Genomic DNA, 12,313 nt, shown 5'->3' on the forward strand with positions numbered 1-12,313 from the left:
AGGGCCTTTTTTCGTTTCACTACAGATACATTTCAGCAATCTGTAGCGCCATGTCTGGAGCGGGAAACGAGACTCACATCCGCCTTCCGAATCGTTGAAATTAAAGACTTTTCAGCTATTCCTGATACAGGAATAGCCTTAATTCTGGACTCAATTTCTGAAGTAAGCAAGGCACATGCCCCACACTGACTGATAGAAATGGCATGCCAGCATTTGGAAATGCGCTGAAATTTCGGGTCAGGATGCCAAGCAAGCAACGACCGGCGCTACGATTAGTGTTGATACATACTGTACAGGCTATGCCCCTCAGCACATTACAAAGGTAATGTGCATACACATTTACCCGACGGGACCAGCGTCCTGCCAGCCAGGGTGGCAGGACTGATGGTTAAGGTTCTTAAACGCTAGATGTCCACCCCCCTTTTTTTCGATCTTGTGAATTCCTTCGAAGAGTCGAGTCATCTAGACCAAGGTCACTCAAATAGCCCTTTTTTGCTTGCGAAGCCCCCCGCATTGCACTTGCAATAGCCACAGCATCGCCCTCCGGGGCAGTTGAATTGCGGTGCGGTTTTGCAATGTACAAATAAAGCAAGCCTGTTATCACCACTGCAGAAAGCCCTACAAGGGCAATCCAGCGGTCTATAAAGCCCAGGCTTTGGTTACTGGAAGGCATTGAAAGCACTACACAAGCAAAGATGCCGTACGCCAAGGCACCGAGGTTGATGATCCAACCCCATCGCCCGAGTGAAAACGCACCTGCCGGTCTCCAACCTTTCATCCGTGCGCGAAGTGCCGCCACCACAACCATTTGGAAAGCAACATAGCCAGCAAGCATCTGCCCTCCCGCTACACGATAGAGCGAGTCAGGAACCAAATACACGAATACCAGCAGTAGCGCGGAAAGCGCATTGACACCCAGCAGGGCGCAAACAGGGACATGTCCTCTACTGGATAGTCTGGCGAAGAGGTGGGCACCAGGAAACATGTTATCGCGCGCAAAGGAGTACACCAAACGACTTGAAGAAGCCTGCTGTCCCATCACGCACGCCAGGAACGAGGTAAGTGCAATGACCAGGAAGATCTTGGTACCTATGAAGCCGATGGAGTCGTTAAGGATAGCGGGAATAGGATCGGCCACTTTGCCGTTGACGATGTCCAGCAAGTTGGGCGCAGCCAGTACGTATCCGGCAAACGACAGCAGTGCGGAGCCACAACCGACCACGACAGTGAGGATCATTGCCCGTGGAATCTGACGTCCCGGGTTGGGCACCTCCTCCGCCACTTCGCCGCACGCTTCGAAGCCGTAGACCATGAGAATGCCCACTAGCGCAGCACCGATGAACGCCTTGGAATAGTCGCCCTCCAGCGCCGTGCCCATCGTGTCGAAGAACACCGAGAAATCGTTGTGGCGCTCGAACACCAACAGATAGAGACCGACGGCGATCACGCCGATCAGTTCTGCCGCCAGACCCGCGCCAGCAATGCGTGAAAGCGTCCGGGTGCCCGTCATGTTCAATAACATTCCCACCAGCAGCATCGCGCCTGCAATCAGCGCACTGAGCCCGGGCGTCACCGGTACTCCCGCACTCTCCCTGGTTCCCGTAAACAGGTTGGCCACGAAACTCGAACCGAACATCGCCGTGGTGGCAATGGCAACGATCACGCACGCCAGGTAGATCCAGGAAAGCAGCCAGGCATACTGCCCATTCCACAGCCGCCGCGCCCACTGGTACAAACCACCCGCGATGGGGTACTGCGCGACGATCTCTCCGAACACCAGCGCCACCAGAAGTTGGCCTGCACCCACGATAAGAATCCAGAACATCGACGGCGGACCCGCAGTCGCCAGGCCCTGCGCAAGCATTGCCACGACACTGACCAGCGGGGAGAGATAAAGGAAGCCAAGCGCCAGGTTGGACCACAGCGACATGGAGCGATCGAACTTCTGATCGTAACCCAGCGACTTGAGCTGCTGCGCGTCAGAGTTGTCAGTTGCGTTTCGCACGGTTGCACTCCTTGGAATTGTTTCTATCTGGAGTGACTCTTGATGTCGCCGTGGAGCCGGTGTGGAGTCAAGCGCACACCGGAACCCGTTCGCGGCCTGATGCCACGAAATCCCTCGACAACATTGCCTCGGTCCATCAACGTCACCGAAGCTGAAAAGCCTTTACGTGCAGAGAACTCATCTCATGAGCAAGTTTCCGGCTGTTTCTTGAATAGCTTCGCGACACCTGTAATCAGCAAAACCGGTGCCACTCATGCAGACAGCCAGTAACTCGCTGTCAAGTATGGACTCGATAGGGAAAAAACTTGCGGATGACAGGCACTTTCTCAGTTCTGCTACATCGAGCTGATCAGCCTTGAGACTGTATTTCCGCTCCGCGCGTGGTCCACAGCCAATTAAAAAGCTGCGGACCGACATGCGCGATCAGGTTCATTGCAAAGACAGGATCCCTCCAGAAACGCCGGACCTGATCACTCCTCGGCTTGCCATGCAGGCACCAATGGCAGAAATGTTCGCAGTTGTTCGTCAGCAAACGGTAGCGGCACTCGCCGAGCCGGCTATGCGCTCTGGTCAGGACTTCTGCCGGGGAATACTCCGAACCGGCCTGTTTCAGGCTCCAGACGTCACCCTTCCCGGCAAAACGGAGCAACGAGACCTCCTCGATAGGGCCATATCCAAGGCCATCACAAAGGCCAGCGTAATGAATCACCCTCCCCCGGCCGGTATAGATTCCGTGGTGAAGATAACCTGCTCGCCTTGCCACCAGGTGAGCCCCGAGCGGCCATGGCGGATGCTCACATCCGAGCATGATCTGCGCTGCACTGAGCCCTGCCTCGAAGCGTTGCATACCTGACCTCCCGCCCTCTAGCCCATGTGAAAACCGGATGAGCCTGCGGAGTGTTCCTAGCATGCTTCGCGCCACCCAGGCACCGCGAGAGGATCAATGAGAACGGAACTGCACAACGCTTGAATGCAAAAAATCCGGCAACAGGATCTCTGCTGCCGGATTCATCACTTCACTGGCTTCGTGGCAGGGCCGTTCAATGCGCTGCCAGCGTCTTGGCCTTTGCAGTTTATTTGGCGTAGCTGTACTTCGAACCTGCATCCACCTTCTTCGTCCGGCGCGTCCTGCGCACTTTCACGAAGTAGTCGACGATGAAATAGAGCGCCAACGCCAGGGGCAGTATGGAGAACAGTTCGAACGAGCGCGTGGCCGCATAGGCATTGGCTTCCAACCACGCCGGCGACTCTGCCGCCAGGGCCTGGAAGGCCTCGCTGCCACCTGCTGCGGCCACTTTGAAGCCGTCATACAGTTCACCCATCCACGGCACCACGACATAGCCGGAGGCCATGCCCGCCGCACACATCAAGCCGATACCCAGGGAACCGGTATTCGGATAGCGCTCGGAAGCGATGGCCAGCATGTTTGGCCACAACAACGCGGCCCCTACCCCCAAGAGTGCAGTGGCAGCCATGGTCACGAACGGGTGGGTGGCCATGGCCAGCCCCAACACGGAGACGAAGATCGCCAGGCAGGCAAACAACAGGATGGTCACCGCATGCACGTGCTTGAGGGCAAACTCGGCCAGGCCACGGGCAAACAGATAGGCAATGGCCACGTAGATCAGCAGCCAGGTGCCCTTGATCCCCGAGATCTGGCCAACCACGATGTCCAGCCAGTTCTGCGGTACGGTCTCGCAGGCCAGGGCGAAGAACATGATGCCGATGAGCACGAAAATGCCTGGCTTCACGAACAACTCCTTGCACATGCCCATGAAGCTCACGCCGTTACTTACTCGCTCGGTAGGCGGAAACTCCACGAAGAACAACATGATCAAGGCAAAGCACGCTGGCAGCAGAGACAGGGCGAACAGATAGCGCCAGTCGAAGCTGGTCGACTCCAGGGCCACCGCCAACAGGCCGGCAAGCATCCAACCCAGTGGCCAGCTGGTATGCAGGCGGTTCAGCTTGCCCGCCTTGTCATCCGGGTACAGGGACGGCACCACCGGGTTGACCACCGACTCGATACAGCCCCAGCCGATGCCATGCAACAAGGCCCCCAGCCACAGGGTGTCATAGGCCTGCTCGCTGCCTGGCTCGGCCATGATCATGATGATCAATCCGGCATTGAAGATGACCAGACCTGCAAATAGAACCCGCTTGATCTTCAGGGCATCGATGAATGGCGGCAGCACCGTGTTGCAGATGGTGAAGCCGAGATAGGTAATGCCGAGGATCCCGCCAATCAACGCCGCCGAGGTCAGCGGCGAGGTGCTGTCGAAGAAAACGGCCTTGAGCGTCCCGGCGGATGAAAGCTTCAGCATCATCGCGAAGCCAGCAGCGAACAGCGCAACCCAGCACACCAGGAAAGCTCGGGAAATGTTTTTCGGTGAATGCACCGGATCGTACGTCTTGTCGGTCATTATTGTTCTCACTGGCACGCACTACAGATGCAGAGTGACATCATCCACCACCAAGCGGCTTCGTACACTCTGACGGATAAACCGTCGCCGATCGGCGACGGAGCGGAACTGCCGGGACTTCTGCTCCCCGGCAGGGAAATCAGAAGCCGGCGCGGAACGATGCCCAGGCCTGCAACCAGTCGTCATAGGTGGCATACAGTTCCGACTCGCGGGGCGGCTGCCCCTTGAGCGGCGACTGCTGCAGCACTTCGTCGATGCGGTCGTAATCGAACAGCGAGCGGGTACTGGCATCCATGTACTGCACGGCCTTGCGATTGACCACGGCGGAACTGGCCGCCTTGCTCATCTCGGCCTGCACCTGCGGATCCAGAGCCTGGTTGATGAAGGCCAGCGCCGACTCGGTGTTGACCGAAGTCACCGGGATGAACCAGGCGTCCGCCCAGACCGCCCCACCCTCCTTGGGAAACACGTATTCGGTCTTCACGCCCTGCTTGGCGGTTTGCAGGGTTGCCGCCGTCCAGGTGCAGAAGCAGGCGGAAATCTCCTTGGCGACGAACAGCGAGGCGACGTCACCGTTGCTGGAGGCAAAGGTGCGGCACTGTTCACGGTAAGGAATCATCTGATCCCAGATGTCCGCCAGTTCCTCGCGCGAGACATTCGGGAATTTGTCGCCGTGCCCGGTCACCTTGGCCGCCAGCGGCCATACGGTCAGGGGGTTGTCGAGGAAGGTCAGGCGGCCCTTGAATTCGGGGCGCAGCAAGTCCTTGAAGCTGGTGACCGGCTCCTTCACTTCCTGCGGATTGAGGACGATGGTGTCCACGCCCCAGGTCCACGGGATACCGAAGCGCTGGCCATCCCAGAACCACATGTCGCCGTCGTAGAAGCGGGTGATGATGTCGGTTGGATTGTAGTTGGGCAGTTGCGTGGCATCGATCGGCTTGAGCAGCCCGAGGCCCTTGTACAGCTCGTTATAGCCGTTGGAATACTCCGACAGGTCCAACCGTACTCCACCGCCCATGAGCTTGGCGGTGACGTCGTCCTGGCTGCCCATGATGCTGGCGTTGACCCGCAGGTTGTTCTGCTTGATCCACTGCGCCGCTTCGTTCTGCAGCGTGTAGCCTTCCCAGGTCATGATGTCCAGTTGGCCACCAACTGCGGCGCGGGCCTCGGGAATCCAGCGTCCGAGCGTTGCACCGGCGGCGGCGGCTGCAGCACCCAGCATCAGCGTGCGCCGGCTCAGATGGGGATTGAAGGGGGATACTCCTGAAAGACGGGTCGGATCTCTGTGATCTGCTGACATTGGCGCATTCCTATCCTGAAGAATTGTTGTTGGCAGGACTGAAGCTGTTCGTCACGCTTTGGCGTCTGCGCGCCTCTGTTGGGCCGGTCTGATCGCCGTAAACCAAGGGAGCAAGACGGGTGCCAAGTTTTCGATAATCTGTAAGACACTGAATTAAATGAGTTTTTATTCGCGCCTACGGCGCCACATCCGGGCTTTCTCAGGAATGCGAGCCAGGGTTTTCATTGCTGAGAAAGCCCCATGAAAAACCCGCCGGTGACTGCCACGGGCGGGTTTTGGTGACGCGCTGTCGAGTCAGGCCAGGCGGGCCTGCTCATCGGCATGGTAGGACGAACGCACCAACGGTCCCGCCGCGACATTGTCGAAGCCCATCTCCAGACCGATCTGCGCGAAACGGGCGAACTGGTCAGGATGAACATAGCGCTGGACGGGCAGATGGTTGCGGCTGGGTTGCAGGTACTGGCCCAGGGTGAGCATATCGACCTGATGTTCGCGCATCCGCGCCATCACCTCGATCACCTCGTCGTCGGTTTCACCCAGCCCCAGCATCAGGCCGGATTTGGTCGGCACCCCGGGCACGCGCCCCTTGAAACCGGCGAGCAGGTCCAGTGACCATTCGAAGTCCGATCCCGGGCGCACCGCACGGTAGAGTCGCGGTACGGTTTCCAGGTTGTGGTTGAACACGTCGGGGGGTGTTTCGGCAGTCACTGCCAGGGCGATATCCATTCGCCCGCGATAGTCCGGCACCAGGGTTTCGATACGGACTTGCGGGCAACGACTGCGGATTTCCCGCAGGCAGGCGGCGAAGTGTGCCGAGCCGCCATCGCGCAAGTCATCCCGGTCCACCGAGGTGATCACCACGTACTTGAGACGAAGCTCGGCAATGGCGATCGCCAGGTTGCGCGGCTCGTCCACGTCCAGCGGCTTGGGCCGTCCATGGCCGACATCGCAGAACGGGCAACGCCGGGTGCAGATGTCGCCCATGATCATGAAGGTCGCCGTACCGCCGCTGAAACACTCACCCAGGTTCGGGCAGGCAGCCTCTTCGCAGACACTGTGCAGCCGGTGCTTCCTGAGCAGTGACTTGATCCGGGAAACCTCCGGCGAAGCCGCGATTTCCACGCGGATCCATTCCGGTTTGCGCGGAATGTCCTCGGTCGGCAGGATCTTGACCGGAATGCGCGCCACCTTGTCGGCGCCGCGCAGCTTGACTCCGGTCATCACCGGCCTTGGTGCCTGTGTTGCAAGGTCAGGTCGGGTCATCGTCGCCTCGTCAGCCACGGTAGTAGCGCTGTGGCACGAACGGAGTCTTGCACACGCGCATCGGAATGGCCTTGCCCCGAACCTGGGCGTACACCACTGTATCCAGCGCCGCGTAGGGCGCCGCCACGAAGCCCATCGCCAGGGGGCCCTCGAAGCTTGGGCCAAAGCCACCACTGGTCACCTTGCCGATCAACTCGCCATCCTCCCTGAACAGCTCGACCCCCTCCCGTACCGGAATACGCTCCAGCGGCACCAGGCCCACACGTTTGCGGTAAACGCCTTCGCGCTGCTGGGCGAACACCTGCTGGTACCCCGGGAAACCTCCTGCGCGCACGCCACCCTCACGCCGCGCCTTGGAGATGGCCCAGCCCAGGCTGGCTTCGATCGGGGTAACAGTGCTGTCCATATCGTGCCCATACAGGCACAGACCGGCCTCCAGACGCAGCGAGTCGCGCGCGCCCAGGCCAATCGGGGCGACTTCCGGCTGGTCCAGCAGCAGCCTCGCCAGGGTGTCGGCATGCTCGACAGGCACGGAAATTTCGTACCCATCTTCACCCGTATAACCCGAGCGACTGACATGGCAGGCGATCCCGCGAATCTCCACGGCGGCGAACTGCATGAAGGTCATCTGCGCCACGCTCGGCGCCAGGCGCGCCAGCACCTGCGCGGCCAGCGGCCCCTGCAGGGCGAGCAGCGCATGGCTGTCGAACTGCGAGATGACTTCGCACTGGTCCTGCAACTGCTGCAGGTGCGCCAGGTCCTGCTCCTTGCAACCGGCATTGACCACCAGGAATAGGTGATCCCCGGCATTGGCCACCATCAGGTCATCGAGGATGCCGCCCTGCTCGTTGGTAAACAGCGCGTAACGCTGCATGCCCACCGGCAGATCGACGATATCCACCGGCACCAGGGTCTCCAGCGCCCTCGCGGCGCCCTCCCCGACCAGGCGGATCTGGCCCATGTGGCTCACATCGAACAGACCTGCCCCGGCCCGGGTATGCAGGTGTTCCTTGAGCACACCCAGCGGGTATTGCACCGGCATCTGGTAGCCGGCAAAGGGCACCATTTTCGCACCCAGGGACAGGTGCAGGTCATGCAAGGGGGTTTGCTTGAGTGTCATGGCATCAGTCCTCGGCGTCACAGTCCGTAGACAGGGAAGGCGGAGCACAGGCGTGCTACCTGTTGCGCTACATGGGCCTCGACATCGGCGTCGCCGAGGTGATCGAGGATGTCGCAGATCCAGCCGGCCAGATCCTGGCTTTCACTGACGCCGAGGCCTCGGGTGGTGATCGCCGGTGTCCCGATGCGGATACCCGAGGTTACGAAAGGCGACTGCGGATCGTTGGGGACGGCGTTCTTGTTCACTGTGATGCGTGCCCGACCAAGCGCTGCATCCGCGTCCTTGCCGGTAATTCCCTGGCGGATCAGGCTGACCAGGAACAGGTGGTTGCGAGTGCCATCTGAGATGACTTCATAACCCCGCGCCTTGAACATTTCCGCCATGGCCACGGCGTTGTCCAGTACTTGCTGCTGGTAGACCTTGAAGTCCGGGGCCAGCGCCTCCTTGAAACACACCGCCTTCGCAGCAATCACATGCATCAGCGGTCCCCCCTGTGCTCCGGGGAACACTGCCGAGGCCAGCTTTTTCTCGATATCGGGGTTGCTGCGAGCCAGGATCAGGCCGCCGCGCGGGCCGCGCAGGGTCTTGTGGGTAGTGGTAGTGACCACGTCCGCCAGGCCGACCGGGTTGGGATAGAGCCCGGCAGCGACCAGGCCGGCGACGTGGGCCATATCGACGAACAGGTAGGCCCCCACCCGGTCGGCGATGTCGCGAAAGCGTTGGAAGTCCAGGACCTGGGAATAGGCGGAGAACCCCGCGACGATCATCTTTGGACGATGCTCGAGCGCCAGGCGCTCGACTTCGTCGTAGTCGATCAGCCCCTTGGCATCGATGCCGTACTGGACCGCGTTGTACAGCTTGCCGGAAGAACTGACCTTGGCCCCGTGGGTCAAGTGACCGCCATGGGCCAGGCTCATGCCCAGGATGGTATCGCCCGCGCTGAGCAGCGCCAGGTACACCGCCGCGTTGGCCGAGGAGCCGGAGTGCGGTTGCACATTGGCGTAGTCGGCGCCGAACAGTGCACAGGCGCGGTCGATGGCCAGTTGCTCGACCACATCGACGTGCTCGCAACCACCGTAGTAGCGCTTCGCCGGATAGCCCTCGGCGTACTTGTTGGTCAGCGCCGTGCCTTGAGCGGCCATCACCTGGGGGCTGGTGTAGTTTTCCGACGCGATCAGCTCGATGTGATCTTCCTGGCGCCGGGTTTCGCTGTCGATCGCGGCGGCCAGGACGGGGTCGAAGTCGTTGAGGGTCAGACTTTTGTGGAACATGGGATTTTTCCTGGATGTGGGGGAACCCGGCGCGGGCAGGACCGGCGCCGGTGTTCCGAAGCTGATTCAGACGTCCTGGTAGCTTTCGATCGAAGGGCAGGCGCAAGTCAGGTTGCGGTCGCCGTAGACATTGTCGACACGACCGACGGGGGGCCAGTACTTGTCATTCGAATGCCCGGCCGGGAAAACCGCCTGCTCACGGTCATAACCATGATTCCATTCACCGGCCAGCTCATGAGCCGTGTGCGGTGCATTGCGCAGCGGGTTGTCATCACGGTGCAGCAAGCCACTTTCGACCGCATGGATTTCCTTGCGAATAGCGATCATCGCCTCGCAGAAACGATCGAGCTCCTCCAGCGATTCGCTTTCGGTCGGTTCGACCATCAACGTGCCGGCCACCGGGAAGGACATGGTCGGGGCATGGAAGCCGAAGTCGATCAGGCGCTTGGCAACGTCCTCGACGCTGATTCCGCTGCTCTCCTTGAGCGGGCGCAGATCAAGAATGCACTCGTGGGCGACCAGGCCGTTTTCACCGGTGTAGAGCACCGGGTAATGCTCCTCCAGGCGCCGGGCGATGTAGTTGGCATTGAGTATCGCCACCCTCGAGGCCTCGCGCAGCCCCACACCACCCATCATGCGGATGTACATCCAGGTGATTGGCAGGATGCTCGCGCTACCGAAAGGCGCAGCGCACACGGCGCCCTCCTTCTGCTGCAAATGAGCATGTCCCGGCAGGAACGGCGCCAGGTGCGACTTCACACCGATAGGGCCAACTCCCGGACCGCCACCGCCGTGGGGAATGCAGAACGTCTTGTGCAGGTTCAGGTGCGAGACATCGCCGCCGAACTGCCCTGGTGCGCACAGGCCGACCATGGCGTTCATGTTCGCCCCGTCGATATATACCTGACCGCCCGCAGCATGGACGATGTCGCAGATCTCGCCGATACGGCTCTCGAACACACCGTGGGTCGAGGGATAGGTGATCATCAGCGCCGCCAGCCTGTCGCTGTGCTGCAAGGCCTTGGCCTGCAGATCGTCGACATCGACGTTGCCGCGGCTGTCACAGGCGACCACTACCACGCGCATGCCGGCCATCTGCGCAGTAGCCGGGTTGGTGCCATGGGCGGACGAGGGAATCAGGCAGACGTCCCGCCCGCCCTCGCCACGCGACTGGTGATAGGCACGAATGGCCAGCAACCCGGCATACTCGCCCTGCGAGCCAGCGTTGGGCTGCAGCGACACGGCGTCATAACCGGTGGCCTGGCAGAGCATGGTTTCCAGCTCGTCCAGCATTGCCTTGTAGCCCTCGGCCTGATCGGCCGGTGCGAAGGGATGCAGGCTGCCGAACTCAGGCCAGGTCACCGGGATCATCTCGCTGACGGCGTTGAGCTTCATGGTGCAGGAGCCTAGCGGGATCATGCTGCGGTCCAGGGCCAGGTCCTTGTCGGCCAGGCGGCGCAGGTAACGCATCAGCTCGGTTTCGCTGTGATAGCGGTTGAACACGGCGTGGGCCAGAATCGCCGAGCGGCGGTGCAACTGCTCGGGCAAGCGCCCGCCGGCCAGATCGGCCATGTCATCGAAGGCCGGGACAGTGTTTGCCTCACCGGCAAACAACGCCCACAACCGCAGCACCGAAGCTGGCGTGCAGGTCTCGTCCATCGAGATGCCAACGCGCTGATCGTCGATGAAGCGCAGGTTGATGCCAGCCTTGGCGGCACGTTGGTGCAGCTCGCTGGCAGGCAGCGTCGCCATCACGCTGAGGGTGTCGAAGAAATGGTATTGCTCGACAGTCTGCCCCAGGTGTTCGAGGCCTTTGGCCAGGATGGCGGTCAGCCGGTGGGTGCGCCGTGCGATGTCCTTCAAGCCCTGCGGGCCGTGATAGACGGCATACATGCTGGCGATGTTGGCCAGCAGCACCTGGGCCGTGCAGATGTTGCTGGTAGCCTTCTCGCGACGGATATGCTGCTCGCGGGTCTGCATGGCCAGGCGCAAGGCCGGTGCCCCGTGACGATCCACCGAGATACCGACGAGGCGGCCGGGCATGTCGCGCTTGAAGCTGTCACGGGTCGCGAAGAACGCTGCATGAGGGCCGCCGTAGCCCAGCGGCACGCCGAAGCGCTGGGCGCTGCCGATCACCACGTCGGCGCCAAACTCGCCGGGTGGGGTCAGCAGGGTCAGGGCCAGCAGATCGGCTGCCACCGCGAGCAACCCGCCAGCCGCCCGCACATGGCCCGCCAGCTCGGCATGATCATGAACCGCGCCGGTGCTGGCCGGATATTGCAGCAAGACACCGAAGTAGGCACCAAGGTCTTCCGGAGCCAATTCGAACTCATCCCCCACTACCACTTCGATAGCCAGCGGCGCGGCGCGGGTTCGCAGTACATCGATGGTCTGCGGATGACAGTGGGAAGAGACGAAGAATGCCGGCGCCTTGTTTCGCGCCAGGCGTTTGCAGAAAGTCATGGCTTCGGCGCAGGCGGTCGCCTCGTCCAGCAGCGAAGCGTTGGCGATGTCCATCCCGGTCAGGTCGCTGACCAGGGTCTGGAAGTTCAGCAACGCTTCCAGGCGGCCTTGGGAAATCTCCGGCTGGTAGGGCGTGTAGGCGGTGTACCACGCCGGGTTTTCCAGGAGATTGCGCAGGATCGGCGCTGGCGTGAAACAGGGATGGTAGCCCTGGCCGATGTGCTGGCTGAACAGCTTGTTCTTGCTGGCGATCTGCTTCAAATCGGCCAGGGCCTCGGCTTCGCCCTGCCCCACGGTCAACGGCAGCACGCTGGTGCCGCTGATGGTGTCCGGCACGACGCTGGCGATCAACTGGTCCAGGCTGTCGTATCCCACCACCTGGAGCATGACCTGGATCGCCCGCTCGTCCGGCCCGATATGACGCCCCACGAACTCATGGCGGGTGTCGAGTTGTACTGTATTGCTCAT

The 12,313-nt window shown here is 61.1% G+C and carries 8 protein-coding genes; all 8 read right to left on the bottom strand.

Going from position 1 to position 12,313, the window contains the following annotated elements; genetic code table 11:
- Positions 1–397 precede the first annotated feature (397 nt).
- The 8 genes from AC5QPF_RS20410 to gcvP all read right to left on the bottom strand — a co-directional run bounded on the left by AC5QPF_RS20410 (position 398) and on the right by gcvP (position 12,313).
- Positions 398–2,005 carry an amino acid permease gene (locus AC5QPF_RS20410; RefSeq protein WP_494959618.1) on the bottom strand — a complete coding sequence of 536 codons (1,608 nt, stop codon included), beginning with the start codon at positions 2,003–2,005 and terminating at the stop codon, positions 398–400.
- A gap of 349 nt (positions 2,006–2,354) precedes the next feature.
- Positions 2,355–2,852 (bottom strand): lecithin retinol acyltransferase family protein, encoded by a 498-nt coding sequence (locus tag AC5QPF_RS20415; RefSeq protein WP_494959619.1) that lies wholly within the window; start codon positions 2,850–2,852, stop codon positions 2,355–2,357.
- Between the two features lie 226 nt (positions 2,853–3,078).
- Complete coding sequence (locus AC5QPF_RS20420; protein WP_494959620.1) at positions 3,079–4,428, bottom strand: MFS transporter; 1,350 nt, start codon at positions 4,426–4,428, stop codon at positions 3,079–3,081.
- Positions 4,429–4,567: 139 nt separating this feature from the next.
- Positions 4,568–5,728: an extracellular solute-binding protein gene (locus tag AC5QPF_RS20425; RefSeq protein WP_494959621.1), complete on the bottom strand. Its 1,161-nt coding sequence runs from the start codon at positions 5,726–5,728 to the stop codon at positions 4,568–4,570.
- Between the two features lie 294 nt (positions 5,729–6,022).
- Positions 6,023–6,991: a lipoyl synthase gene (lipA, locus tag AC5QPF_RS20430; protein ID WP_019098938.1), complete on the bottom strand. Its 969-nt coding sequence runs from the start codon at positions 6,989–6,991 to the stop codon at positions 6,023–6,025.
- A gap of 10 nt (positions 6,992–7,001) precedes the next feature.
- Complete coding sequence (gene gcvT, locus AC5QPF_RS20435; RefSeq protein ID WP_494959622.1) at positions 7,002–8,111, bottom strand: glycine cleavage system aminomethyltransferase GcvT; 1,110 nt, start codon at positions 8,109–8,111, stop codon at positions 7,002–7,004.
- A gap of 17 nt (positions 8,112–8,128) precedes the next feature.
- Positions 8,129–9,382 (bottom strand): serine hydroxymethyltransferase, encoded by a 1,254-nt coding sequence (gene glyA / locus AC5QPF_RS20440; RefSeq protein WP_494959623.1) that lies wholly within the window; start codon positions 9,380–9,382, stop codon positions 8,129–8,131.
- A 66-nt stretch (positions 9,383–9,448) separates the two neighbouring features.
- Positions 9,449–12,313, bottom strand: a complete 2,865-nt coding sequence (gene gcvP, locus AC5QPF_RS20445; protein ID WP_494959624.1) for an aminomethyl-transferring glycine dehydrogenase — start codon at positions 12,311–12,313, stop codon at positions 9,449–9,451.

It is taken from the genome of Pseudomonas sp. Con_6, from assembly GCF_059379395.1.

Coding starts and splice junctions, on each gene's coding strand:
- AC5QPF_RS20415 (WP_494959619.1), bottom strand. CDS start 2,852: ATGCAACGCTTCGAGGCAGGGCTCAGTGCAGCGCAGATCATGCTCGGA.
- AC5QPF_RS20420 (WP_494959620.1), bottom strand. CDS start 4,428: ATGACCGACAAGACGTACGATCCGGTGCATTCACCGAAAAACATTTCC.
- AC5QPF_RS20425 (WP_494959621.1), bottom strand. CDS start 5,728: ATGTCAGCAGATCACAGAGATCCGACCCGTCTTTCAGGAGTATCCCCC.
- lipA (WP_019098938.1), bottom strand. CDS start 6,991: ATGACCCGACCTGACCTTGCAACACAGGCACCAAGGCCGGTGATGACC.
- gcvT (WP_494959622.1), bottom strand. CDS start 8,111: ATGACACTCAAGCAAACCCCCTTGCATGACCTGCACCTGTCCCTGGGT.
- glyA (WP_494959623.1), bottom strand. CDS start 9,382: ATGTTCCACAAAAGTCTGACCCTCAACGACTTCGACCCCGTCCTGGCC.
- gcvP (WP_494959624.1), bottom strand. CDS start 12,313: ATGAGCAATACAGTACAACTCGACACCCGCCATGAGTTCGTGGGGCGT.